The organism is Cyanobacteria bacterium QS_8_64_29 (assembly GCA_003022125.1).
GTDB lineage: Bacteria > Cyanobacteriota > Cyanobacteriia > Cyanobacteriales > Rubidibacteraceae > QS-8-64-29.
The window spans coordinates 1-25,086 of record PXQH01000033.1 but is presented as its reverse complement, the minus strand read 5'-3'; the positions used below and the strand labels follow the sequence as shown (position 1 = coordinate 25,086).

Here is a 25,086-nt window from a genome sequence, read left to right as displayed (position 1 = left end):
GCCCAGCAGCTAAGGACTGAGGAACGCCGCCATGACGGCAGTGGGCTCGACATCGGCAAAGGCGATCGCGCGCCGGCGGCAGCGCTTGCAACGCCGCCGCCGGCGGAAAACGCTACAGGCACTCTGGCGCTCGCTGCTGCTAGGCGGGCTGACTGGGGCATTGGCCTGGAGCGCCACCTTGCCTCAATGGCATCTGCGCCAGCCCAGCCAAATCCACATCCGCGGCAACCAGCGGTTGAGCGACGCGGCCATCCGCCGGCTCGCTGCTGCCCACACCGAATCGTCCTTTCTGTTGGGGATGGAGGTGCGGACCCTGAGCGAGCGCCTGGAAGCACAACTCCCCATTGCCGAGGCCACCGTATCGCGCCAGCTCCTGCCGCCGCGCCTGATCGTCACCGTGGCAGAGCGCGATCCAGTAGCCGTAGCAGTACCGGCACAACAGCCGCAAGCGGCGGTCCCCATTGACGCGCGCGGCCGGGCGTTTCCGGCTTCTAGCGATCGCGGCGGTGGTGAGCACCCCGAGCTCAAGGTGTTGGGCTTTCGCGATCGGTACCGCTCGCAGTGGCCTCAGCTCTACCGAACGCTCGCTCGCTCGCGGGTTGAGGTCTCGGCCCTCGACTGGCGCCAACCTGGCAACCTGATCCTAAAAACGGCGTTGGGTGAAGTTCATCTGGGGCCTTATCGGCCGCAGCGCTTTCGCGCGCAGCTGGCCGCCCTCGCCCGCCTGCAGGCGCTCCCCGAGCGCATCGACTACATCGATCTCCAAGTTCCCGAGGCGCCTACCGTTCGCGTTCGAGCTAGTGCCAATGCCCCGCCGCCATCGAGCGGGCCAAATTGACAAACCCGGCCAATCTCTATAGTCTAAGGGCGTAATCCCAGGCTCGGATTCATCATATTGGCGTTGCCATTGCTCGCCATCATTACAAAGCCGCGCCAGACTAGCCCGAGTGCGCCCCAACCACCATTCCCCAGTGATGACAGTAGACCGCCCTTTCTCCACGCACGCGCATTACAGTAACGCCAGTCGCGGCGTCCATCCCAGCAATAACAGCGATCGGGCCAGCCATTCGGGCTCCTCAACCGAGCTGGCAGCCGCGTCGCCGCAAGCGGCGGCTCAGGACGAGGACATCGTGCCGGGGAACTTTGCCCGCATCAAGGTGATTGGCGTGGGCGGCGGCGGTTGCAACGCGGTCAACCGCATGATTGCCAGCGAAGTCTCGGGGGTGGAGTTTTGGGGCATCAATACGGACGCGCAAGCCCTATCGCAATCCACTGCGACCCAGCGCATGCAGATCGGTCAAAAACTGACCCGCGGTCTGGGAGCAGGGGGCAACCCGCAAATCGGCCAAAAAGCCGCCGAAGAATCGCGCGACGAGTTAGCCAGCTCGCTGGAGAATACCGACCTCGCCTTTATCACCGCTGGCATGGGGGGCGGGACCGGCACCGGAGCGGCTCCCATCGTGGCGGAGGTCGCCAAAGAGGTGGGGTGCCTGACCGTGGCGGTGGTCACGCGGCCATTCACCTTTGAAGGGCGGCGCCGCACGCAACAAGCTGAGGAGGGGATTGCCGCGCTGCGCTCGCGGGTGGATACCCTCATCGTTATTCCCAACAACCAGCTGCTATCGGCGATCTCGGAGCAGACGCCCATGCAGGAGGCATTCCGTATGGCGGATGACGTGCTGCGCCAGGGCGTGCAGGGCATCTCCGATATCATTACCATTCCGGGGCTGATCAATGTGGATTTTGCCGACATCCGCGCGGTCATGGCAGATGCCGGTTCCGCCCTGATGGGAACGGGCTCGGGCTCGGGTAAGTCCCGAGCGCAGGAGGCGGCCATGGCGGCCATCTCCTCGCCCTTGCTCGAGACCTCCATTGACGGCGCGCAGGGAGCGGTGCTCAACGTTACCGGTGGCAGCGATCTGACGCTGCACGAGGTCAACGCCGCTGCTGAGGCCATCTACGATGCCGCTTCGCCCGAAGCGAACATTATTTTTGGGGCCGTCGTTGACGAACGCATGGAGGGTGAGGTTCGCGTGACGGTGATTGCCACTGGCTTTACCGCAGATGAAGCGGCGCCCAGTACCCCCGATACCGCAGCCCGACGATCGAGCGCACCACCGGCCCAACCGCTGCAATCGCCGGCCGAGAGCAACAATGCCAACGAAGTTGCCTCAGGCGGTCTCGACATTCCCGAGTTCTTGCAGCGGCGCCGCTCCTCGGGCAGTCGCTCCTAACCGATCGCGACGGCAGTAGCGCCACCCAGGCGAACCATGAGCGCTCAAACGCGTCCCCCCCAACCGACTCCGCACGACGCAGCAAGCGACGCTAGCCGCTCCACGGTCCCTCTATCGGTCTACCGCGAGCTAACCGGCGAGCTGCGCGCCACGCGCGCCAAGCTCGACTCGCTCAAGCAATACAATCAGCAACTGGTCGAGCGCAACCGCCGCCTCCAACAGGAACTCGCGGCCTGGCGCGAAGGCGAGCCTTCCGCCGCCGAGGATACTGAAGCGGGCGCAGCGAACGCGACCCCACCCTCGCCACAACCCCCGGCATTTGCCCAACCCTCGCTACCGGCAGAGCAGTGGGTGGCGGCCGAACCGCCGAGTGCCCCATCGAGCGCCCCAAGCGAAGGGCGCACGGCAGGCATGAGCGTCTGGGGGATCGCCATCACTGTCTCGCTGATCGCGCTGACGTGCTTTGGGCTGGGCTTTGCCATCGTGTACCCGCTGCTGGGCGATCGCGACTAGCCCAGCCCGCGCTGCGCTATCGTGTGGGCCTGGCAGTTGCCCGAGGAACTGGGATCGCCATGGGATCGCTACAGGCCCTGCGCGGAACGCGCGACATTCTGCCCGATGAGGCTCCCTACTGGCAGCGGGTCGAGGACGCCGCTCGGCGCGTGTTGGGGCGGGCCTGCTACCGCGAGATTCGCCCGCCCGTGCTGGAGCAAGCCGTCTTGTTCGAGCGCAGCATCGGCGAAGCCACCGATGTTGTCAGCAAGGAAATGTATGCCTTTCAGGACCGCGGCGATCGCACCGTCGCGCTGCGGCCGGAAGGAACGGCAGGAGTGGTGCGTGCCTACATTGAAAACGGCTTGCACTCCGCCGGCGTGCAGCGCTTGTGGTACGGCGGTCCCATGTTTCGCTACGAGCGCCCGCAAGCGGGCCGCCAGCGACAGTTCCACCAAATTGGGGTGGAGCTGATCGGCAGCGCCGATCCCCGCGCCGATGTCGAGACGATCACGATCGCGACCGAGCTGCTGCGCGCGCTGGGTTTAAAGCAGCTTCGCCTCGATCTCAACTCCATCGGCGACCCTGAGGATCGCCAGCGCTACCGGGCCGTGCTGAGCGAGCGTTTGGCCCCCTACCAGGCGGAACTCGATGCCGACTCCCAACAGCGGCTGCATCGCAATCCGCTGCGGATTTTGGATAGCAAAGACGAGCGCACCCAGCAGCTCGTCCGGGAGCTGCCGCCCATTACGGACTACCTCAAGCCCGAATCCCAGGCGCACTTCGAGAGCGTGCAGCAGTCCCTAAGCGATCTGGGGATCGCCTACCGCCTCAACCCGCGCCTGGTACGCGGCTTAGATTACTACACCCACACCGCCTTCGAGATCCAATCCGACGATCTGGGCGCGCAAGCCACCGTGTGCGGTGGCGGCCGCTACGATGGCCTGGTGGCCCAGCTAGGCGGTCCCGATACCCCGGCCGTGGGGTGGGCCATCGGCATGGAGCGCCTCACCTTACTGCTGCAGCAACTGGAGGCGCCTGCCTCGGGCGCTGCCCCCATCTATTTGGCCTCACGCGGCGAGCGCGCCCAGGCCCAAGCCTTGACCCTAGCCCAGCAGCTGCGCCAGCAGGCGTTTGCAGTCGAGCTGGATCTGGGCGGCAGTGCCTTTAGCAAGCAGCTCAAGCGCGCCGATCGCGCCGGCGCCCACGTTTGCCTGCTGCTCGGCGATCACGAAGCCGAGGCTGGGACCGTCCAACTGAAGTGGCTGGCGTCTCAGGAACAGCAAACCTGCTTGCAGAGCGAGCTGCCCGCACGCTTGGCAGCTTTGCAGGCGCAGCCCGAGTCAGCCTGCTAGAGCCGCGCTCGCCCGGCTCCAGAGGCGCTAGTGCGCTAGAACGAGGAGCCTACCCCCGCATAGGCGCCGTAAAAGTAGATGCCGACAACAGCCAGTACCCCCGTTCCGGCTACTGTGGCAACAATCCAGAGCGGAATCCGACCGTTGCTCATTTTACCTGCCCCTCCTCGAGGCGCGCGCGAGTTGACTGCGGGTTAGTTGAAAAAGTAACTGGAGAACAGGATCCCCAACACAAAGATTAAAAGCAGCCCTAGAAAAAGCGAGGTGCGGTTGAAATCGACAGGCTGCTTGTTGGGATTGGGCGTGCGCTGTTGTGGCATGGGGGCTCCTACCGCTGGATGAACTGCATGGCCGCGATCGAACCGAGGAAAAACACGGTAGGGATAGCCAGCACGTGAACCGCTAGCCACCGGATGGTGAAAATGGGATAGGAAACAGGTTGTTGGTTGGGCGTGTTGCTAGTCATGGTGCGCTCGCCTTGCCTGCATTACTTGTTGAGTTCCTCAATTTCGCGGCTGGCATCGAAGCGATCCGTCACGATGGGCAGCTCTTGGCGCTGCTGCGTAAAGTACTCATCGGGACGCGGCGTGCCAAAGACATCGTAGGCCAAACCGGTACTGACAAACAGCCAGCCGGCAATGAAGAGCATGGGGATCGTAATGCTGTGAATCACCCAGTAGCGGACGCTGGTGATGATATCGGAAAACGGGCGCTCTCCGGTGCTTGGCATAAAGCGGACTCCCAGCTATCGGACTTGACTTGATCTCTACAAATGAGTTTACTAAATGCGCGACTGACCGGGCAAACGCGTTGGTCGCTAGCTGGCAGCCGCTTGAGGGCGGTATTTGAGCAGGACGCCATCGTTGCCCAAGATAAAGCCGCGCTCGGGACTCAAAAAGACAATGCGGTAGAAATTGGCGGGGATGTCCTCCACTTGGCGGTCCTTTTGCCACGAGGCGCCATCGTCAAAGCTGCAGAGCAAGTTGGCGCTACCGCCGGCAACCCAGAGCTCCTCCGGGGTGCGATAGCCAACATCCAACAGGCCCCAGCTCGCTGAGAACTCCGGATATTGCGGTTCGTTCCAGCTCTCAAAATCGCCCGGCTCGCTGAACTGGATCTGACCGCCGCGTGCCAGCAGCCACATGCGGCTGTCCTTGCCGTAGCCCATGTTTTGGATGCGCCGCGAGCTGGTGCGCTCGTGGGCTTGCCACTCCGTTTGGCCGGGCGCCCAGGTGGAGTAGAAGTTGCCGCGAGCCGAGATGGCAACGTAGCGCCCCTCGGGCGAGCGGGAGATGTTGCGAACCACCCCGACGGTTTCTTCGACCCGCGCTTGCCAATTGCGCCCGCCGTCCTGGGTTTGGTAAATCGCCCCCACATCGGTCACTATCTCGGCTTGGCCCGGGCCCAGGGCAGTGACGCTGTAGGGCGAGCCCGGCAGCTTCTCGCTCAGCGGGATGCGGAACCAGGTGTCGCCACCATCCTCGGTGTGGAGCAGAATGGAGGGCGAGCCGGCGATCCAGCCCTCATTGCCGCTAAAGCTGACCGCCGTAAAGCTAAATTGCTGCTCCTCGAGCTCGAGTTCGCGCAGCTGCCAGCTATCGCCGCCGTCTCGGGTCTCCAAAATGGCGGAGCTGTTGCCCACGGCCCAGCCGCGATCGGCATCGCGCGTAAAGGCCAAATCGACCAGGGCGGCATCGGTTGGCATGTCGATGCGCTGCCAGGGATTCTCGCCCACCTCAGACAGGGAGGGCAGATCGCTGCAACCAGCGCACAGCACCACTGCTACTAGTGCGGCCAGCGTTCGCCGCAGGGCGGCCATTGCTATTGCCATGGGGACCCTCGTTTACCACCTCGGGCGAGCCCAGCCTAGCCCAAGCGGTACAGGCTGAGGAAAAACAGAAACGCGAGCGTCAGGCTACCAAAGATGAGCAGGTTTTTCTGCCGCGGCGTTAGGCGGTTGACCCCCAAGCCGTAGTTGAGGTTTTCGGCAAAGCCCGAGGGCGCCTCGACGGCGCCAACATCGTGGAAGGTGGCGCGGCTGGTGCCGCAAACCGGACAGCGCCAATCGCTGGGGAGCTGTTCGAAGGGCGTTCCCGGCGCAATGTTGCGGTTGCTATCGCCTTTGTTGGGCTCGTAGACGTAGCCGCAGTTGCGGCACTCGTAGCGCGAGGGGGCCTGCTCGGCCAGGGTGCGCTCGTCGGCCGGATCGCGCATGGCAAATCGAGCGGAGCTCTCGCTCCAATCATAGCGTGCCTGGGGACAAGCACCCGGCCTGTGGGCGCGGGCGCAGTGCCGCTCAAAGCTATAATGTTACGCGAGCTTAACCGACGATAGCGAACCGGAGCGCCCAGCGAACGTGTTTGTCCTCAGCGGTTACGAGTACTTTCTGGCCTTTCTGCTGCTCTGCAGCCTGGTACCGGTTGTGGCGCTAGCGGCCTCCAAGCTGCTGCGACCCAGCCGCGGCGGCCCCGAGCGGCGCACGACCTACGAATCAGGCATGGAACTGTTCGGTGGTGCCTGGATCCAGTTCAACATCCGCTATTACATGTTTGCCCTGGTCTTTGTCATTTTCGATGTAGAGACGGTTTTTCTCTACCCGTGGGCGATCGCGTTTAGCAAGCTCGGGCTGCTTGCGTTCGTTGAGGCGCTCATTTTCATCGGCATTTTGATCGTCGCGCTCGTGTACGCATGGCGCAAAGGAGCACTGGAATGGTCGTAAGCTCGGAGAACACCCCCCAAAGCGAAGCCGAGATCGAGCAGCAGCAACGCGAGAAGATCCTCAACCCCGTCTCGCGCACCCAGGTCACCCAGGATCTCTCCGAAAACGTCGTCATGACGACGGTGGACGATCTCTACAACTGGGCGCGGCTCTCGAGCTTGTGGCCCATGATGTACGGGACGGCCTGCTGCTTTATTGAATTTGCCGCCCTGATCGGCTCGCGGTTCGATTTCGACCGCTTCGGGCTGCTGCCGCGCGCCAGCCCCCGGCAAGCCGACCTCATCATCACCGCCGGCACCATCAACATGAAAATGGCCCCGGCATTGGTGCGCCTCTATGAAGAGATGCCCGAGCCCAAATACGTCATGGCCATGGGGGCCTGCACCATCACCGGCGGGATGTTCAGCATGGACTCCACCACTGCTGTTAAAGGGGTAGACAAGCTCATTCCGGTGGATGTCTACATCCCGGGGTGCCCGCCGCGACCGGAGGCCATCATCGATGCGATCGTCAAGCTGCGCAAAAAGATCGCCAACCAGTCCATTCAGGAGCGGGATTACAGCATGCAGCAGACGCATCGCTACTACACCATCCCGCACAACATGAAGCCGGTGGAGGTGGTTCACGACGGGCGCTACCTGCAGAGCGAGGCTCGGCAAGCGCCCCCGCAGGAGCTGACCGAAGCCATGGGGACCCCCGTACCGCCGGCCCTACAGCAATCGCAGACCGCTCAGGAGACCGACCGTGGCTGAACGGCAATCCGCCAACGAGAACGAACAATCCCAAGCGCCGGAGGCCGCTGAAGGCGAGGGCGGTGCCATCGTCGAGCCCGGACCGACCTCGCAGTGGCTGATCGACAATGGCTTCGCGCACGAGCTGCTACCGCCCGACCATCGCGGCGTCGAGCTCATCAAGGTCGAGCCTGCTTACCTGCTGCCCATCGCCACGGCGCTGTACGCCTACGGGTTCAATTACCTGCAGTGCCAGGGGGGCTACGATGTCGGCCCCGGTCGGGAGCTGGTCAGCTTTTACCACCTCGTCAAGCTCGCCGACGGGGCTGATCGCCCACCCGAGGTGCGGCTCAAGGTCTATCTGCCGCGCGAAGATCCGCGCGTTCCCTCGGTCTACTGGATCTGGAAGGGGGCGGACTGGCAGGAGCGCGAGACCTACGATATGTTCGGCATCGCGTTTGAGGGGCACCCCAACCTCAAGCGGCTGCTCATGAACGAAGATTGGCAGGGCTGGCCCCTGCGCAAGGACTACGTCTCGCCCGATTTCTACGAGCTGCAGCACGCCTACTAATCCGGCGGGTGGAAGAAAAAAGCCAGCCCGATGATGGCGTAGGTAGCCAGCAGCAAGCCCCTCTCAAACCAGTTGGAGCGGCCGTCAGAGGCGATGGAGTTGGCCACCAGCACCGCGACCGCCACCAACTCAAAAGGATTGAAATCCAGGTCCATGGGCTGGCCCAGCCACCACCCGGCAATGACCAGCACGGGCGCGACAAACAGGGCAATTTGCAGGCTCGATCCCACCGCCACCGACAGGGCCAAATCCATTTTGTCCTTGAGGGCCACCGTGACGGCAGCGGCATGCTCGGCCGCGTTGCCGATAACCGGCAGCACGATGACGCCCACAAACAGCGGCGTCAGGCCCAATTGGGCGGTTGCGGCCTCTAGCGAGCCCACCAGCAACTCCGACGATGGCGATCGCCACGACCAGCAGGGCACTCCCCCAGGGCAGCAAGGCCGGCCGCGCTGCCGCCTCGCTCGCTGAAGCGTGCTCGGTGGTGCTGACCTCGTAGAGGTAGGCGTGGGTTTTGAGCGAAAACAGCAGCGTCAGCCCGTAAACGGCGATCAGCACCAGCGCCACTGCCACCGACAGCGGCTGCAGGGTCGCCTCGCTGATGCCGCTGGAGGTGCGATCCACGGCCGTAGGCAGCAAGATGGCCACCACAGCCAGGTTCATGGCCGAGGCGTTGGCGCGCGCCGCCGCCGGTTGAAAGGTCTGCTCGGGGTAGCGCAAGCCGCCCAGCAGCATGGCCAAGCCCATCACCAGCAGCAGATTGCTGAGGATAGAGCCGGTAATGGAGGCTTTGACGACGCCAATCAAGCCGCTTTTGAGGGCCAAAAACGCCACGATCAGCTCCGTCGCGTTGCCCAAGGTGGCATTGAGCAAGCCGCCGGCGTTAGGCCCCACTACCAGGGCAATTTTTTCGGTCGCTTGGCTCAACAATCCCGATAGCGGGACGAGGGCCAACCCGGCCGTGACGAACACCGCCGTTGCCCCCCACTGCTGCCACTCGGCCACCAGCGATAAGGGCACAAGCGGCAGCAATCCCAGCAAGATTCCGTTGCGAATGCCCATGCCTGCTTTGCTCGCTCGCCGCCTATCAAACTTTGCATGGGGCGCCGGCAGTGGCAACCGCCGGCTGCGCTGGGGTTGGTAGCTTGGAGACCGCGACCGTCACCGGAGCGCCCCTTGGTCCGTTTGCCCGCATCCCATGCCCTAACGCTTTGGGGGTACCTGCGCCCCCAGCGCCGCACGTTCGTCCAGGCGCTGGCCTGCACGCTAGCGTTCGTCGCGCTCTGGCCGGTGCTGGCCTGGCTGGCCGATCCGTTTGCGCAAGCGGTCGGTCAAGGCAACATTGCGCGCAGCGCGCAACTGCTGGGCGTGGCGCTGGGGTTGTTCCTGGTGCAAAAAATCGCCCAGTACGGGCAAGACAGCCTGGCGGCTCGGGCGTCTTTGGCGATCGCGCGCCAGCTGCGCCAAGACACCTACACCCACCTCCAACACCTGAGCCTGGACTGGTTTGAGTCGGCACGCATCGGCGATTTGAGCTACCGCCTGACCGAAGATGTCGATCGCGTGGGCGCGGCCATTAACAAAATCGCCAGCCAACTGCTGCCCAGCAGCCTGCAGTTGGTAGCCGTGTTTGGCTACATTGTCTATCTCAACTGGCAGCTTACCGCCGCCATCTCGGTGCTAGCGCCGCTGATGGGCACGCTCATTGGTTGGTTTGGCGAGCGCATCAAGCAGTACTCGCGCCGCAGCCAGAATCGCGTTGCCGACCTCTCGGCCATGCTGTCGGAGTTTTTCCAAGGCATCCGCCCGATCAAGGCTTTTGTGGCCGAGGGCTATGCGGCCGAGCGGTTCGCGCAGGCGGCCGAGCGCAATCGCCGCGCCCAGTACGCCGCCGAGCGCCTCAAAGCCATCCAGTACCCGGTGGTGGGCTTTTTGGAGGCCAGCGCCATCCTGCTGCTGTTTTTGCTCGGGGCCTGGCAGATCGCGCAGGGCAATCTCACCAGCAGCGAGTTCGTTAGCTTCGGCGCAGGGGTCTTGATGCTGATTGACCCCATCGCCATCGTCACGGCCAACTACAACGACATCAAGCAGAGCGAGGCCTCCCTCGATCGCATCGGGGAACTGCTGGCGCTGCAGCCCACCGTGCTCGAGCGGCCGGAGGCGATCGCGCTTCCCCCCATGGCGGGGCGGCTGGAGTGCCGGCAGCTGCGCTTTGCCTACGCCGCGGATCGGGCGCCCGTGCTGGATGGGTTGAACCTGAGCGTCCGGCCGGGCGAAACCGTGGCGCTGGTGGGCAGCTCGGGTGCTGGTAAAAGCACGCTGGTCAATTTGCTGCCGCGCTTCTACGACCCCCAAGCCGGCTGCGTTCGCATCGACGGCACCGACATTCGGACTGTGACGCTAGCCAGCTTGCGCCGCCAGATTGGCATCGTGCCGCAGGATACGATGCTGTTCTCGGGCACCGTGGCCCAAAACATTGCCTTCGGACATCACGCGTTCGATCGCCAAACGGTCGAGGCGGCAGCCCGCACTGCCAACGCCCATCCCTTCATCGAGCAGCTGCCGCAGGGCTATCAGACCCCCATCGGCGAGTGCGGCACCAACTTTTCGGGCGGGCAGCGACAGCGCCTGGCGATCGCGCGCGCTATCTGGCCCGATCCGCGCCTGCTGGTGCTGGATGAAGCCACCTCGGCGCTGGATGCCGAATCGGAAGCGCTAGTCCAACAGGCGCTAGCCCGCGTCACCCGCGATCGCACCGTGGTAGTCATTGCGCACCGCCTGGCAACCGTGCGTAGCGCGGATCGCATCCTGGTGTTGGAAGGCGGGCGCATTGTGGAGTCGGGCTCCCACTACAGCTTGGTGGCCCAAAACGGGCGCTACGCGCGCTTCTACGCCCATCAATTTAGCGAGTGACTCCTCAATGCCCGGCTGCTGCTTGCCGCAGCCGCAGGAGGCTGTAGGTCTGTAGAGCGGCCAGCGGCAGTAGCGAGACGCCCTCAAGGCAGGACTGCACCCATCCTTCACCCCAACGCCACTCCTGATAGCCATCGATGGCTTGGCTCAGCCGCAACTGCAAGCCCCCCGGGTGGGCGAGGCGCACCTCGTGCTGAATGGCGAGGGGACCCAGGCCGCTGGCAAACGTCGTGCCTTGTTGCAACCGAGGTGGCAAGCCAGCCGGCAAGCGCTGCGGCCAGAGCCACTGCTGCAGCTTCTGCGGGACCAACAACCGCTCGCCGATGGCCTGTGCCGATGCATCGAGCTCGATGCGGAGGTGGCTGCTTTGAAACGTGCCTTGCATGGCAGGTGGGGGAACGGACGCCGGGCCAACCAACCCAAAACCGGCGCGCTGGAAGCCCTACCTAAAATAATAAAAATAGTAGTGCAGAGCCCAGCGATTCGGTGGCGAGGTCATGGCCGATAAGTTGATCCGCGCGACGGCAGCGCAAGGCGGGATTCGAGCAGTGGGAACCATTACCACCCAACTCACCGCCCAAGCCCAGCATCGGCACGCGCTCTCTTACGTTGCCACGGCTGCCCTAGGGCGCGCCATGTCGGCCGGCCTGCTGCTAGCTTCCAACATGAAGCAGCCCGAGGCGCGCGTCAACTTGCGCATCAAAGGGAGCGGGCCGTTGGGCGGTCTGCTGGTGGATGCCGGTCCCGACGGGACCGTGCGCGGCTACGTTGACAATCCTGCCATCGAGCTACCGCCCAACGCGCAGGGCAAGCTCGATGTCAGCGGTGCCATCGGTCCGCCGGGCTACCTCTACGTCGTGCGCGATGTGGGATACGGCTATCCCTACGCCAGTACCGTCGAGCTGGTCTCGGGGGAGGTGGGCGAAGACATTACCTACTATCTAACCCACTCCGAGCAAACCCCGTCAGCCCTATCGGTTGGGGTCTTTGTCAGCGCCGAGGGCGTCATCGCCTCAGGCGGCATCCTACTGCAAGTGTTGCCCCAGGCCGCTCGCGACGAAACCTTGGTGCAAACCCTGGAGTCGCGCGTTGCCGAGCTATCCAGCTTTAGCGGGCTGTTGCGGGCCGGGCGATCACTAAACGATATCTTGGAGGCCCTGTTGGGCGATTGGGACCTCACCATTCTGCCCGAGGTGCATATGGTGCGCTTCTACTGCGGTTGCAACTTCGAGCGGTTCCTGCGCGCGCTTAAAATGCTGGGGCGCGACGAGTTGCAGGATATGATCGATAAGAATGAGGGAGCTGAGGCAACGTGCCACTTCTGCGGTTCGGTTTTCCACGCTAGCAATGACCGCTTGGCGGGCTTGATTGCCGAGCTACAAGCCGAATCGGGCTGAGAGCAGCCCGAGGCATCCGGTGCTTTAGCAGCCCGCCCCAGGAAACCCTATGGCAAGCGAACGCAAGCGCCAAGAGCGAATCAATCGCATCCGTCAGTCGCTGTCGCAACAGCAAGCGGGGACTGACAGCCCTGCCGAGCCGGCGGCCGGCTCGGCAGTAGCGGCCCGCAGCTGGATGCGCTGGCTGAGCTGGCCCTTGCTGGGAACTACCGTAATCCTTGTCTCGGCCGGTTTGGGGTTCACGGCAACCCAACGCCTGCTCAGCCCGCAGCAGACCAATTGCAGCGTGGTCTTTTGGCCGCTTGCCTCGGCCTCGCAGCGCCTCTATTGCGCGCAGGAGGCAGCGCAGCAAGGCACCGCTGATGGGCTCAGGCGAGCCTTTTCGCTCGTGGAGCCGCTCCCGGCCAACCACCCGCTCCAGAGCGAGATCCAGCAGAACTACCAGCGCTGGGCGCAGCAGATGCTGGCGCTGGCCGAGGAAAAATTCCAGGCCGGCAAGCTCGAGCGGGCGATCACGATCGCCCGCTCGAGCTTGCCGGATGAGGCCAATGTTGATGGCATCATGACAGAGCGGATCGAGCGCTGGCGCTCGATCTGGTCGCGCGGCGAGGAGCTGATAGCCCAAATCGAGCGCCGGGTGCAACAGCGGCAGTGGAATTCAGCCTTTGACTCGGCCGCTCAACTGGCCCAAATCGACAATACGTATTGGTCGCAGACGCGCTACGAGCAGGCCCTCGAGAGTATCAACACTGCCCGCGAGCACAGCAAAAAGCTGGCCCAGGCCGAGTCCCAACTGGAGGAAGGCGGCGTCCAAAACCTGCTGGCTGCCATCCGCGGGGCGCGCGAGCTGGTCTCGGATAGCTACTTTCACCAGGAGGCCCAGCAGCTGATCGCGCGCGCCACCGACCAGCTCATCAACGAAGCCCGCTACGCCCTCAAGCAGTACAACTGGCAGCAAGCTGCCGAAATTGCTCGGGCGCTGCCCGAGGCAGCCGACGCCCAGGCCCAGGTTGCCGACATCAAGCAACTGGCCGAGGCCGGCACGGACGCGGCCCGCAACACTGTCTCGAGCCTGGAGTCGGCCATTGACAAGGCCAAGCAGCTGGGGCCCGATCGCCCGCTCCACGATCGCGCGCAAGCCCTCATCGGGCGCTGGCAAGCCGCCATTGAGGGGGTCAAAATCCTCTCGCAAGCCCGAGAAACGGCCAGCGAGGGCGGCATCGATGCCTGGCAAGCCGCCATTAGCAAGGCCGACTCGGTTCCCCAAGCCAATCCGCGCTACCAGCAGGCCCAGCAGGCAATCCAGAAGTGGCGGCGCAAGATCCAAATTGCCCAGGATCGGCCCATTCTCAACAAAGCCCAATCCGTGGCCCAAGGCGGCACGGTGGATGCCTGGCAGCAGGCTATTAACATTGCCAGCCAGATCGAGGCCGGTCGTCCCCTCTACTCGCAAGCCCAAGACAAAATTGGCGAGTGGCGCTACCAGATCCAGCTGGTGCGCAACCGGCCCATCCTCAACCGAGCGACCTCAGTGGCCCAAGGCGGCAATGTCGGTGCCTGGCAGCGCGCGATCGACATTGCTAGCGATATTGGGTCAGGAGAGGCCCTGCATCAAGAGGCGCAGGCCAACATCCGCCAGTGGCGTGCCAAAATTCAGCGCGTCAAAAACCGCGGTCGCCTCAATCGCGCCAAGCGCCTCGCCAATGCGGGCAAATACCAGCAGGCTATCAATGTTGCCCAACAGATCGGGCGCGGCCAGCCCCTCCACGGCCAGGCCAGCGCCCGGATTCAAGACTGGCAGCAGCGCCTGAGTGCCATTCGGGCGCGGCAGCAGCGCCAGCAGCGACAACAGCGCCGGCAACGGCGCCAGCAGCAGCAGCAACAACAGCGCCAGCAGCAGCAATCCTCACAAGGGCAATCCCAACAATCCCAATCGGAGCCGCGCGATATGCCAGAGCCCCCCGGTCCCGAACCGGTTCGCCCGTCGGAGATAGGCTCATCGCCTTAATCCGAGCTGCGTTCCTCGCCGCCGAGGCGGGCGCTGCCCCATTGCAGCTTGTCGCGCAGGGTCTGGTAGAACGAGGGCCGATCGCGCAGCAGCAGGAGTTGGGCCGAGCAATCCGTGCGTCGGATGGCGATCCACTGGCCGGGTTGGATCCCGCTGGCCAGCACGCCATCGCTCCAGAGCTTGGTGTACTGCGCGCCTTCCCCAATCGGCCAGACGCAAACGGTCGAGTTGGGCGGGATGACCACGGGACGGCTCGATAAGCTCAGCGGACAGATGGGCGTGACGGCAATCGCCTCCATGGCCGGGTGCAAGATGGGGCCGTTGGCCGCGGCCGTATAGCAGGTGGAGCCAGTGGGCGTGGCGACGAGCAAGCCATCGCCCTGGTAGCGGTCGACGGCCTCGCCATCGACGGTCATGGCCAGCGTTGCAGTGGGCATGCGGTCCAGGCCGGCGGGTTTGATCCCCATCTCGTTGAGGCAGAGAAAGCGCTCGCTAGCTGCCTGGGGCTGGTGGCGATCGCCTTCGAGCAAGCGCGCTTCCAGCATCATCCGCTGCTGGCAGGTGTAGGCATCCGCTGCCAAGCGCTCCAAAGCCTGCTCGGGGGGTTGCAGCACCTCGCAGGGGTCGGTCAAAAACCCCAAGTGACCGCCCACATTAACCGCCAGGATGGGAACGCGCGCCAGGGCCAGTTGCCGCGCGGCCGTCAGGACTGTGCCATCGCCGCCCAACACGATGGCCAGATCGATGGGGGCGCTCGCCTGGGCTAAAAACGCAGGGTAGGGGTTGGCCTCGGGGCCGCTCGCGCCCAGCCAGACCTGACAGTGGCGCTGCTCCAGGGCCTGCTTGCAGGCTTGCGCCCAAGCCTGGCTGCTGGAATCGCCTGCTTTGTAAGCCACGATGGCTTGCCGGAGTCGCACGGCCGTTTACCTCTCGACGCTCGGCTCGATGCCGCGCCGCCCGGCGCGGTTAGCGCTTTTGGGGCAATGGGGGCTGGCTGGGTTGGAAGCTGGCGCGGCCCAGATAGCGGATCCCCTCAGGCGCAATGTCGAAGCGGTAGGGCAGCACCCAAACCCCACGCTCGTGGGCTGCCCGCAAGAGCTCGCCGTAGGCCGGATCGGCGCGATCACCGGGGGCAAACTTCGGGCAGTCGCCGCGGTTGATAAAGTACAGGATTGCAGCTTGCGCTCCCGACCCCACCGCCATGAGCTCGCGCAAGTGCTTTTGCCCGCGCTGGGTCACAGTATCGGGGAACAGCGCAACGTCCTGTTGGGTCCAAGTGGTGCTTTTGACCTCTAGATAGAGCGGTGCGTCCCCATCCCCGCCCAGTACAAAATCCGCGCGGCTTTGGCGGCCGTAGGCAACCTCGCTGCGGATGCGATCACTGTAGGGGGCCAGCTTCGGTAGGCATCCCTGCTGCAGCGCCAGCTTGACGATGCGATTGGGCAAGCTGGTGTTGACCCCAACCCAGGTGGGCTGCGCGTCGGCCACCCAGATCAGCTCCCAGGTGTAGGCGAGCTTGCGCCGGGGATTGGTGCTGTAGGAGAGGCGAACGGGTTGCCCGGGCGTGCTGATGCCGGTCATGGGACCGGTATTGGGGCAGTGCGCCACCACCGTTTCGCCCGACTCCAGCGCGACCTCGGCCAGAAAGCGCTTGTAGCGGCGCACTAGGGTGCCAGCGACCAGCGGCGGATAGCGGTAGATGGGCTCGTTTGCCATGGCGCAGAATGTCAGGATGCCGCTGTCGGCGCCGTGCCGGGGTATGGCCGATCGCTCTCCACCCAAGCGCTCCATCGCCGGTATTGCCGGAATTGTGGCAGTTGCGACTGCCCTGAGTAAAGCTTCCGGCCTGCTGCGCGAGGTCGCCATTGCTGCCGCGTTTGGCGTTGGCCCGGTGGTCAATGCCTACGCGTATGCCTACATCATCCCCGGCTTTTTGCTGATTCTGCTGGGCGGGATCAACGGCCCGTTCCACAGCGCCCTGGTGAGCGTGCTCTCGCGTCGCGATCGCGCCCAGGCCGCGCCGCTGGTGGAGAGCGTCACCACCTTGGTCAGCCTCCTGCTGCTGGTGGTGGTGGTCGTGCTGATTGCCTTTGCCGACGCTTTTATCGATCTGGTGGCGCCCGGGCTCAGTGCCGACCCCGAGCGCGCGCAGGTGCGCGCCATCGCCGTGCAGCAGCTGCGCATCATGGCGCCCATGGCCCTGCTGGCCGGGCTGATCGGCATTGGCTTTGGCACCCTCAATGCCGCCAATCGCTACTGGCTGCCCAGCATCAGTCCGCTGTTTTCCAACCTGGCGATTGGGCTGGGCTTGGGCGGTTTGGCGTTTGTATTGGGCGAGCAGGTGGCCGAGCCCGAGTACGCCCGCCTGGGCGGGATGGTGCTGGCCGGCGGCACCCTGGCCGGGGCGTTTTGGCAGTGGCTGATGCAGGTGATCGCCCAATGGCGCGCCGGGCTGGGGAAGCTGCGCCCGCGGTTGAACTGGCGCCATTCTGGAGTGCGCGAGGTGCTGCGCATCATGGGGCCGGCAGCGCTATCGGCCGGCATGCTGCAAATTAATGTCTACACCGACATGTTTTTTGCCTCCTACATCAGCCATGCCGCCGCTGCCATGAAATACGCCAACCTGATCGTGCTCACCCCGCTGGGCATCTTATCCAATGCCATCCTGGTGCCGCTCCTGCCAGTGTTTTCGCGGCTGGCTGCCCCCGAGAACTGGGGCGAGCTCAAAACCCGCATCCGCCAGGGACTGCTGCTGACGGCCCTGACAATGCTGCCGCTCAGTGCCGTGTTTGTGGTGCTGGCCGAGCCAGTAGTGGGCATTGTCTACCAGCGCTATGCCTTTGATGCCCAAGCCCTGGCCATTGTGGCCCCCGTCATGGCGGCCTACGGGCTGGGGATGTTTTTCTATCTGGGGCGCGATGTGCTGGTGCGCGTGTTTTATGCCCTAGGGGATGGCACCACGCCGTTTCGCATCAGCGCTGCCAACATTGGCGTCAATGCCGCGCTCGACTACGGGCTAGTGCAAGTGCTGGAGACGCCGGGGCTGGTGCTGGCCACCCTGGGCGTCAACCTGATCTCGATGGGGCTGCTGCTGGCCGTGCTGCACCGCAAAATTGGCGGACTGCCGCTGCTGGCTTGGGGGCGGCTGCTGCTGGCACTCGCTGGCAGTGCCCTGGCGGCCGGCCTGGTGGGGGGCGCCGTGCGCTGGGGCTGGGCCAGCCAGCTCGGCAGTGACGGTTTGGGGCTGCAGCTGGTGCAGCTTGCCACGGGATCGGCGGCCATCCTGGCGGTTTTTGTGGTGCTAGCCAAACGGTTGGGACTGCCCGAGCTGGCGCAGCTGGAGGCGCGCCTGCGCCAGCGCCTGTCGCGCGGCCATTGACCGAGCGGCCGCGCCGGCCGTCAAGCCTGTTTATCGAAATGTTGCAAACGCCAGGGCTGGCGCTGGCTCTGCCCGCAACCGTTTGCTAAAAGTAAATAAATGTAACGAACGGATCTGGACCGGCGCCAGCTAGTTTGGAAGCGAGCGCCGTCGCACTTTGCACCCCACGCACGCAGCGATTGCCGAGGCAAGGAGAAACACCGCATGTTTACCCAGGTCAAGTCCGCCATCCGCCACATCGAGCCCGAGCAGCTCAACGGGCGCGTGCTGGTCAAAGTGGTCTACGTCGTGCTCGAGCCCCAGTACCAGAGCGCAATCTCCAGCGCGGTCCGCTCCATCGATCGCAACAACCCCAACGTGGCAGTGGAGGTCAGCGGCTACCTGATCGAGGAGCTGCGCGATCCCGACAACTACGAACGCTTCCAGCAGGACATTGCCGAGGCCAACATCTTCATCGGCTCGCTGATTTTCATCGAGGACTTGGCCGAGAAAGTGGTTGAGGCCGTCTCGCCCTACCGCGACTCGCTCGATGCGGCCATCGTTTTCCCCTCCATGCCGGAGGTCATGCGCCTCAACAAGCTGGGCAGCTTCTCCATGGCGCAACTGGGCCAGTCCAAAAATGCCATCGCCCAGTTCATGCGCAAGCGCAAGGAGAAGCAGGGGGCCTCCTTTCAGGAGGGCATGCTGAAAATGCTGCAGACCCTGCCCAAGGTCCTCAAGTACTTGCCTGTGGACAAAGCGCAGGACGCGCGCAACTTCATGCTGGCGTTCCAGTACTGGCTGGGCGGATCGCCCCAGAACCTGGAGAACTTTCTGCTCATGCTGGCGGATAAATACGTCCTCTCCAATGAAAGCGAGAGCGACGCGGAAGGTGCCAGTAAGAGCGAGCCGGTGGTGGCTTACCAGGAGCCGGTGGTCTATCCCGACATGGGCATCTGGCACCCGCTCGCGCCCCGCATGTTCGAGGATCTCGACGAGTACCGCCAGTGGTACAACAGCCGCCAGGATATTGGCGACGACCTCAAAGATCCGCTCACGCCCTGCATTGGGCTGGTGGTGCAGCGCACCCACCTGGTCACGGGCGACGATGCCCACTACGTGGCGGTGGTCTCGGAGCTGGAAGCGCGCGGCGCGCGCGTGCTGCCTATCTTTGCCGGCGGGCTGGATTTCTCCAAGCCGGTCGATAGCTATTTCTGGGACCACTCCGCCAACAGCGTCAAGCCCATGCCGGCGGTGGATGCGGTCGTCTCGCTGACCGGCTTTGCCCTGGTGGGCGGCCCGGCCCGACAGGACCATCCCAAAGCCATCGAGTCGCTGCGGCAGCTCAATCGGCCCTACATGGTGACGCTGCCGCTGGTGTTTCAAACCACCGAGGAGTGGGAAGAGAGCGAGCTGGGCGTTCACCCGGTGCAAGTGGCGCTCCAGATCGCCATCCCCGAGCTGGATGGCGGCATTGAGCCCATTGTGGTCTCGGGCCGCGACGGCAATACCGGCCGGGCGATCGCGCTGCAAGATCGCGTCGAGGCCATTGCCAAGCGCGCCCTCAAATGGGCCAACCTGCGCCGAAAGCCCAAGCACCAGAAGCGGGTGGCCATCACCGTCTTTAGCTTCCCGCCCGACAAGGGCAACGTGGGCACTGCTGCCTACCTCGATGTCTTTAGCAGCATCTACGAGGTCATGAAGGCCCTCCAGCACAACGGCTACACCATCGAGGGCATGCCCGACTCGCCGCAGGAGCTGATGCAGGCAGTCATCCACGACCTGCAGGCCCAGTACCAGAGCCCCGAGCTCAACGTGGCTTACCGCATGCCCACCACCGAGTACGAGCGGCTGACGCCCTACGCCGAGCGCCTGGAGCAAAACTGGGGGCCGCCGCCCGGCGAGATCAACAGCGACGGCCAGAACCTGCTGGTCTACGGCAAGCACTTTGGCAACGTCTTCATCGGCGTTCAGCCCACCTTCGGCTACGAAGGGGACCCCATGCGGCTGCTGTTCTCCAACTCGGCCAGCCCCCACCACGGCTTCGCCGCCTACTACACCTACCTGGAAAACATCTGGGAAGCCGACGCCGTGCTGCACTTTGGCACCCACGGCTCGCTGGAGTTCATGCCCGGCAAGCAGATGGGCATGTCGGGCGAGTGCTACCCCGACAACCTCATTGGCTCCATCCCCAACCTCTACTACTACGCCGCCAACAACCCCAGCGAGGCGACCATCGCCAAGCGCCGCAGCTATGCCGAGACCATCTCCTACCTGACTCCGCCGGCCGAAAATGCCGGCCTCTACAAAGGGCTCCAGGAGCTGGAGGAGCTGGTGGGCTCCTACCAATCGCTCAAAGACAGCGAGCAAGGCACCCAAATCGTTAACACCATCGCCGACAAGTGCCGGCAGGTAAACCTGGACAAAGACATCGAGCTGCCCGAGACCGATGCCGAGCACCTGAGCGCCGAAGCGCGCGATGCCTTCATCGGCAAGGTCTACAAGCAGCTGATGGAGATCGCCTCGCGGTTGCTGCCCTGCGGGCTGCACGTCATCGGCAAGCCCCCAACGGCCGAGGAAGCGATCGCCAGCCTGGTCAACATCGCCAGCTTGGACCGCGAGGAAGACGGCATCCAGGGCCTGCCGCGCACGATCGCCGAGAGCCTGGGGCGCGACATCGACGAGGTGTACAAAAACAGCAACCGCGGCCAGCTCGACGACGTCCAGCTGCTGCGCGATATCGAGCGCGCCACCAACGAGGCCGTCGGGGCGCTGGTGCGCGCGCAAGCAGACAGCGAGGGCCGCATGAGCCGCCGCCTGGGCCTCGAGTGGCTCAAGCCGGGCAAAAAGGCCCCTTGGCTGGAAGCGCTGCACCAGCAGGGCTACACCCAAGTGGATGCCGACAAGCTCGAGCCGCTGTTCGAGTACCTGGAGTACTGCCTGCAGCAGATTGTGGCGGACAACGAGCTGGGCGCGCTGCTCAAAGGCCTCGAAGGCGAATACATCCTGCCCGGGCCGGGCGGCGATCCCATCCGCAACCCCAACGTGCTGCCCACTGGCAAAAACATCCACGCCCTCGATCCCCAATCCATCCCCACCGCCGCCGCCGTCCGCTCGGCCAAAACCGTGGTGGAGCGGCTGATCGAGCGCCACTGGCACGATAACGGCGGCCAGTACCCCGAAACCATCGCCTGCACCCTCTGGGGCACCGACAACATCAAAACCTACGGCGAATCCCTGGCTCAAATGCTGTGGCTGGTGGGGGTCAAACCCGTACCGGACAACCTAGGCCGGGTCAACAAGCTCGAGCTCATCACGCTGGAGGAGCTGGGCCGCCCCCGCATTGATGTCGTCATCACCTGCTCGGGGGTATTCCGCGATCTGTTCCTCAACCAGATGAGCTTGCTGGATCGGGCGGTCAAAATGGCCGCCGAAGCCCCCGAGCCACTGGCATGGAACTTCGTGCGAAAGCACGCTCAGGAGCAAGCCGAGCAAATGGGGGTCAACATTCGCGAGGCCGCCACGCGGGTCTTTTCCAATGCCTCGGGCTCGTACTCAGCCAACGTCAGCTTGGCGGTGGAAAACAGCAGCTGGGAGGACGAATCGGAGCTGCGCGAGATGTTCCTCAAGCGCAAGTCGTTCGCCTTCTCCGCTGACAGCCCGGGCACGGCCCAGCAGAACCGCGAGCTCTACGAATCGGCGCTCAAAACGGCCGATGTCTCCTTCCAGAACCTCGATTCCTCTGAGATCAGCCTCAGCGACGTCTCCCACTACTTCGACTCTGACCCTACCAAGGCCATCAGCAGCCTGCGCGACGATGGCAAAGCCCCGGCGTCCTACATCGCCGATACCACGACCGCCAACGCGCAGGTGCGCACGCTCTCCGAGACCGTGCGCCTGGATTCCCGCACCAAGATGCTCAATCCCAAGTGGTACGAAGGCATGCTCAGCCACGGCTACGAAGGCGTGCGCGAGCTCTCCAAGCGGCTGGTTCACACCATGGGGTGGTCGGCGACCTCGGATGCGGTGGATAACTGGATCTACGAGGACGCCAACGCCACTTTCATTGCCGACGAGCAAATGCAGCAGCGGCTGATGGAGCTCAACCCGCACTCGTTCCGCCGCATGGTGGAGACCTTTTTAGAGCTCAACGGCCGCGGCTATTGGGAGACCAGCGAGGAAAACCTGGAGCGCCTGCGCGAGCTCTACCAGCAAGCCGAAGATCGCATCGAAGGCATCGAATAGCGGTGCGCCCGGGGCTCAGTCGGGCTCGCGCTCGGCCTGCGCTTGCCACTGCGCCAGGACAGTACCGGGGTTAAAGCCCCGGTACTGCAGGAAACGGGCTAGCTTAGCCTTGGTCTTGCGGTCCAGGTAACGAAAGTCGCGGATGCCGTACTTGCGCTGTACCTGCGCTTTGAGGCCCAATAGGGGCTCGGCCGCCATCGCATCAGCCAGCTCGGCCCAGGCGCGCTCGAAAGTCTCGGCGTCGATGCCTTTGGCCCGGCACTTGTGCCGCAGGGCCGGCTTGCCGTAGCGGCCCTGACCGTGGCGGATGATAGCCTCGGCCACCTCAGCATCCCATTGCTCGCCCTGCTGCTGCAAGTGCGCCAGGGCCGCGGCAATGTCGCTGGCGTCAAAGCCGCGCTGGCGGGCTTTGCGCTCCAGCTCGCGGGCGCTGTACTCGCGCCGCGCTAGCAAGCGGAGCAGGTAAGCATGGCACTCCATCGCCAATCGCAGAAGGCACCAACAGCAGCCCGAGGGGCGGGCAGCACTCTATAATGACAGCACGGAGATACGAATCGCTGATGGAACCCGCCAGCTGTCCTGTCCGAGCGCGCCGCTATCCCGACTCGATGCCGTCCCCAGCAACCGCGACGGCCAGAGCGCTCAAGCGATGCCGCGGGCTTTGATGGACGCTAGCGCGTTTAGCGAAATTTTTCCGCTGTTCAACGCGGCCAGTTCGGAAACGCTGGAGTGGTTTCTCGCCGTTGCGGAGGAGCAGCAGTACGCGGCGGGCGAGGCCATTGTGGCCGAGGAAGATTGGGGCAATGCCGTCCACTTTATTGCCTCGGGTTGGGTCGAGATTCGGCGCCGCTCGGAACAAGGCAACGTGACGCTGGCCCTGCTGGGGCGCAGTGACTTCTTTGGCGAAAGTGCCATTTTGGATGAGCCCCTGCGCGGTAGCGACGCGATCGCGCTGTACGATACCTGCGTGCTAAGCGTTTCGGCCCAGCGCTTCATCCAGACTCTATTTAGAGACATCCAGCTCCATCACAAACTGCTGCAGCTGATGGTGCGGCGGCTGCGCGAGTGCCATACCCAGGCCCAGCTAAACCACCAGCCCCCCACCGTCAAGCTCGCTTACCTCTTAACGACCCTGGCCGAGCGCTGCGGCATTCCCACTGAGGAAGGGACAGCCATTTTCCACGCCAGCGACAAGGCCTTTGCCGATCTCGCCGATATTGACTGCGACGAGACCCGCAAGGCATTCGCCAAGTTTCAGCAAAAGGGCTGGGTGGAGCTCGATGGCAGCACGCACACGCTCTATCTGACCAACCTCAAGCAGCTCTCGCACTTGGCGGGCGGTCTCTAGCGAGCGCGCTTGTGCCTGAGGCACTGGCGCAGCGATCGCAGCTCGCGGGCTAGCACCGATGGCGCAGGCTTGCGATGGCCGTAGCGCCAGTGCCCGTAAGCGCGCGCGAGGGCCTCAAAGTGGCGGGCCACCGCCGGTAGGTGCTGCCGCAGCTGCTGCTCGTACTCCAGCGGCGTTTGGGCCGGCCGCTTGGGATGACCCCGACGGGCGAGCGCTGCCAGCGCCTGTCGGTAATAGCGCTCGGCCGGCGGATGCTGAGCCAGCCAGCGGTCGTGGCCCCAAGCGTGCAACTGCTGCCATCCCCATCGGCCGCCTACCCCCAGCGCGATCGCGGTGCCCAAGCCGGCTGCGAGGTGCCACCCGCTGCGCGCGAGCCACTCGCCCGCGTCGCTCGCGCGCGCCCAGAGCGCCGCCGCCACCCCCTTGAGCGGCGACGGCAGCCAACCGGCGATCGCGTGCCAGAGCTGCTGCAGCACGCTAAAAGTGCGCGCATCGTCAACCGAGGGCGGCACCAGCGGGTGGCCGGGAATGGGGTCGAAGGCGAACCAGCCTTGGCCAGGGAAATAGACCTCTGTCAAGGCATGGGCATCCGTGTTGCGGATGAGGTAGAAGCCAGTGAGCGGGTTGAACCGATCACTGCTAAAGCCTGTGGCCAAGCGGGCCGGGATCCCCAGCGAGCGCAGCATGACGGTCAGGACCGTGGCGAAGTGGTCCGGGCGGCCGCCCTCGCGGCGAAACAAGAATGCCTCGACCAAATCGGCCTCGGGGGGCAGCGGCGGCTGCTCGGCCTGAAGGCGGTAGGTTTGCTTGAGCGCCTGCGCCGGGAAAAGCGCCCGTTCGTAGGCCGATTCCAGCGGCCGGTCGGCCTCGGCCAGCAGCGACTGGGCGCGCGCCCGCACCCGTTCGCGGATACCGGCCGGCAGCTGCAAATAGCGCTTGGCAATGCCATCGGGGTGGCGCTCGGGGGCCGCGCGCAAGCGGGCGCGATCGCGCAGCGGCACGCGCGAGATGGCAGTGTAGGTCAGGCCCTCGCTTAGCGGCGCTGGCGATTGCAGGTTGCCCAGCGCATCGCGGGCGATGGCCTTGCTGGGAAAGAACAGCTCCTGGGGGGGGGCCAAACGCCGGAATGAAGGCAGGCAGTGCCGCCGTGATACCAATTTGAGCAGCAGATGCACGCTTGCCAAACAGCATGACTCCCATATTGAGGGAGTTCCAGAGATCGGAATCTAGTGCACAAGCCACGAGAATTGGTATGACGGTATAGGTCTGGACGATCTCGCGCGTTGGCGCCGTCGTGGCAGGCGGCGCCAGGCGAAAGCGGTAGGAGCTCGCCGGCCGCCGCAATCGCCGGCCGGGCCGCTCGGCGGTGACCTCCCAGCCCCGCCCCGTGTAGCGATCGAAGGCCAACACGCGCGCCCAGCCGGGCGCCTGCGCGCGCAGCCGCATGACCAGCTGGGGGTCGGGGGCCGAGCGCTGGGCCTGGCTTTGATCGAACTCGGTCTGGAAGCCCCGGTAGCCGGCCGATGCGGCCTCGCCGCGATCACTACCGCGGCTGATGCGATCGCCGCCGGGCGCGGAGCCGGCATCGGCGTCGCTCGACGGCCCACGACCGGGACTGATACCAATTTGAGCAGCAGATGCACGCCCACCAAAGAACATGACTCCCATATTGAGGGAGTTTCGGGGATCGCGATCTAGTGCATAAACTACGAGGA

24 protein-coding genes and 1 pseudogene are annotated in these 25,086 nt (G+C 64.5%); 13 read left to right on the top strand and 12 right to left on the bottom strand.

Going from position 1 to position 25,086, the window contains the following annotated elements; genetic code table 11:
- Window positions 1–31: 31 nt before the first annotated feature.
- From BRC58_05825 to BRC58_05810, 4 genes are all read left to right on the top strand, one after another.
- Window positions 32–838 carry a cell division protein FtsQ gene (locus BRC58_05825; protein ID PSP17592.1) on the top strand — a complete coding sequence of 269 codons (807 nt, stop codon included), beginning with the start codon at window positions 32–34 and terminating at the stop codon, window positions 836–838.
- A 136-nt stretch (window positions 839–974) separates the two neighbouring features.
- The gene (locus BRC58_05820) at window positions 975–2,234 is read left to right on the top strand and encodes a cell division protein FtsZ (GenBank protein PSP17591.1); all 1,260 of its coding nucleotides are present in this window, start codon (window positions 975–977) and stop codon (window positions 2,232–2,234) included.
- Between the two features lie 36 nt (window positions 2,235–2,270).
- Window positions 2,271–2,747, top strand: coding sequence for a hypothetical protein (locus BRC58_05815; protein ID PSP17590.1), 477 nt, complete (start codon window positions 2,271–2,273; stop codon window positions 2,745–2,747).
- Window positions 2,748–2,806: 59 nt separating this feature from the next.
- A complete protein-coding gene (locus BRC58_05810) occupies window positions 2,807–4,081 on the top strand; it encodes a histidine--tRNA ligase (protein ID PSP17611.1) in 1,275 nt (424 codons plus the stop codon).
- 35 nt (window positions 4,082–4,116) lie between these two features.
- Here BRC58_05810 and BRC58_05805 read toward each other — a convergent pair whose 3' ends face one another.
- From BRC58_05805 to BRC58_05780, 6 genes are all read right to left on the bottom strand, one after another.
- The gene (locus BRC58_05805) at window positions 4,117–4,233 is read right to left on the bottom strand and encodes a photosystem II reaction center protein J (GenBank protein ID PSP17589.1); all 117 of its coding nucleotides are present in this window, start codon (window positions 4,231–4,233) and stop codon (window positions 4,117–4,119) included.
- 42 nt (window positions 4,234–4,275) lie between these two features.
- A complete protein-coding gene (locus BRC58_05800; protein PSP17588.1) occupies window positions 4,276–4,401 on the bottom strand; it encodes a photosystem II reaction center protein L in 126 nt (41 codons plus the stop codon).
- A gap of 8 nt (window positions 4,402–4,409) precedes the next feature.
- Entirely contained in the window at window positions 4,410–4,547 is a 138-nt protein-coding gene (locus tag BRC58_05795) for a cytochrome b559 subunit beta (protein PSP17587.1), read from the bottom strand.
- Between the two features lie 21 nt (window positions 4,548–4,568).
- A complete protein-coding gene (gene psbE / locus BRC58_05790) occupies window positions 4,569–4,811 on the bottom strand; it encodes a cytochrome b559 subunit alpha (protein PSP17586.1) in 243 nt (80 codons plus the stop codon).
- Between the two features lie 87 nt (window positions 4,812–4,898).
- Window positions 4,899–5,912, bottom strand: coding sequence for a photosystem II assembly protein (locus BRC58_05785; GenBank protein ID PSP17585.1), 1,014 nt, complete (start codon window positions 5,910–5,912; stop codon window positions 4,899–4,901).
- Window positions 5,913–5,947: 35 nt separating this feature from the next.
- Complete coding sequence (locus BRC58_05780) at window positions 5,948–6,295, bottom strand: rubredoxin (protein PSP17584.1); 348 nt, start codon at window positions 6,293–6,295, stop codon at window positions 5,948–5,950.
- Window positions 6,296–6,437: 142 nt separating this feature from the next.
- On the opposite strand from BRC58_05780, the gene BRC58_05775 reads away from it, so the two are divergent.
- The 3 genes from BRC58_05775 to BRC58_05765 are packed head-to-tail and all read left to right on the top strand — an operon-like array spanning window position 6,438 to window position 8,102.
- A complete protein-coding gene (locus tag BRC58_05775; protein PSP17583.1) occupies window positions 6,438–6,800 on the top strand; it encodes an NAD(P)H-quinone oxidoreductase subunit 3 in 363 nt (120 codons plus the stop codon).
- On the top strand, window positions 6,791–7,552 hold the full coding sequence (locus BRC58_05770) for an NADH-quinone oxidoreductase subunit B (protein PSP17582.1): 762 nt from the start codon (window positions 6,791–6,793) through the stop codon (window positions 7,550–7,552). Before BRC58_05775 ends, BRC58_05770 begins: the two co-directional genes overlap by 10 nt.
- Window positions 7,545–8,102 (top strand): NADH-quinone oxidoreductase subunit C, encoded by a 558-nt coding sequence (locus BRC58_05765; GenBank protein ID PSP17581.1) that lies wholly within the window; start codon window positions 7,545–7,547, stop codon window positions 8,100–8,102. The genes BRC58_05770 and BRC58_05765 overlap by 8 nt, the downstream gene beginning before the upstream one ends.
- Here BRC58_05765 and cax read toward each other — a convergent pair.
- Window positions 8,099–9,164, bottom strand: a pseudogene (gene cax, locus BRC58_05760) (calcium/proton exchanger). The gene BRC58_05765 and the pseudogene cax sit on opposite strands and share 4 nt — an antisense overlap.
- Before the next feature lie 36 nt (window positions 9,165–9,200).
- Here cax and BRC58_05755 point away from each other — a divergent pair.
- Window positions 9,201–11,015 carry a LuxR family transcriptional regulator gene (locus tag BRC58_05755; GenBank protein PSP17580.1) on the top strand — a complete coding sequence of 605 codons (1,815 nt, stop codon included), beginning with the start codon at window positions 9,201–9,203 and terminating at the stop codon, window positions 11,013–11,015.
- Between the two features lie 4 nt (window positions 11,016–11,019).
- Here the strand turns inward: BRC58_05755 and BRC58_05750 are convergent, their stop codons facing one another.
- A complete protein-coding gene (locus BRC58_05750) occupies window positions 11,020–11,400 on the bottom strand; it encodes a hypothetical protein (GenBank protein ID PSP17579.1) in 381 nt (126 codons plus the stop codon).
- Window positions 11,401–11,512: 112 nt separating this feature from the next.
- On the opposite strand from BRC58_05750, the gene BRC58_05745 reads away from it, so the two are divergent.
- Together BRC58_05745 and BRC58_05740 are read left to right on the top strand one after the other, a co-directional pair.
- Entirely contained in the window at window positions 11,513–12,412 is a 900-nt protein-coding gene (locus tag BRC58_05745; protein ID PSP17578.1) for an Hsp33 family molecular chaperone HslO, read from the top strand.
- Between the two features lie 49 nt (window positions 12,413–12,461).
- Window positions 12,462–14,420 carry a hypothetical protein gene (locus BRC58_05740; GenBank protein PSP17577.1) on the top strand — a complete coding sequence of 653 codons (1,959 nt, stop codon included), beginning with the start codon at window positions 12,462–12,464 and terminating at the stop codon, window positions 14,418–14,420.
- Here BRC58_05740 and ppnK read toward each other — a convergent pair.
- Both ppnK and BRC58_05730 read right to left on the bottom strand, forming a co-directional pair.
- Complete coding sequence (ppnK, locus tag BRC58_05735) at window positions 14,417–15,337, bottom strand: NAD(+) kinase (GenBank protein ID PSP17576.1); 921 nt, start codon at window positions 15,335–15,337, stop codon at window positions 14,417–14,419. The two genes, BRC58_05740 and ppnK, sit on opposite strands and share 4 nt — an antisense overlap.
- A gap of 49 nt (window positions 15,338–15,386) precedes the next feature.
- Window positions 15,387–16,136, bottom strand: coding sequence for a DNA/RNA nuclease SfsA (locus BRC58_05730; protein PSP17575.1), 750 nt, complete (start codon window positions 16,134–16,136; stop codon window positions 15,387–15,389).
- Between the two features lie 43 nt (window positions 16,137–16,179).
- Here BRC58_05730 and mviN point away from each other — a divergent pair, with 43 nt between their 5' ends.
- Both mviN and BRC58_05720 read left to right on the top strand, forming a co-directional pair.
- The gene (gene mviN, locus BRC58_05725; protein ID PSP17574.1) at window positions 16,180–17,799 is read left to right on the top strand and encodes a murein biosynthesis integral membrane protein MurJ; all 1,620 of its coding nucleotides are present in this window, start codon (window positions 16,180–16,182) and stop codon (window positions 17,797–17,799) included.
- A 204-nt stretch (window positions 17,800–18,003) separates the two neighbouring features.
- Entirely contained in the window at window positions 18,004–22,023 is a 4,020-nt protein-coding gene (locus BRC58_05720) for a magnesium chelatase subunit H (GenBank protein ID PSP17573.1), read from the top strand.
- 15 nt (window positions 22,024–22,038) lie between these two features.
- On the opposite strand, the gene BRC58_05715 is transcribed toward BRC58_05720, so the two are convergent.
- The gene (locus tag BRC58_05715) at window positions 22,039–22,503 is read right to left on the bottom strand and encodes a RecX family transcriptional regulator (protein PSP17572.1); all 465 of its coding nucleotides are present in this window, start codon (window positions 22,501–22,503) and stop codon (window positions 22,039–22,041) included.
- A 184-nt stretch (window positions 22,504–22,687) separates the two neighbouring features.
- Between BRC58_05715 and BRC58_05710 the strand changes: the two genes are divergently transcribed.
- Window positions 22,688–23,371, top strand: coding sequence for a transcriptional regulator (locus BRC58_05710; protein PSP17610.1), 684 nt, complete (start codon window positions 22,688–22,690; stop codon window positions 23,369–23,371).
- Here BRC58_05710 and BRC58_05705 read toward each other — a convergent pair.
- Entirely contained in the window at window positions 23,368–24,555 is a 1,188-nt protein-coding gene (locus BRC58_05705; GenBank protein ID PSP17571.1) for a hypothetical protein, read from the bottom strand. The genes BRC58_05710 and BRC58_05705 overlap by 4 nt on opposite strands.
- Window positions 24,556–25,086: the final 531 nt, after the last annotated feature.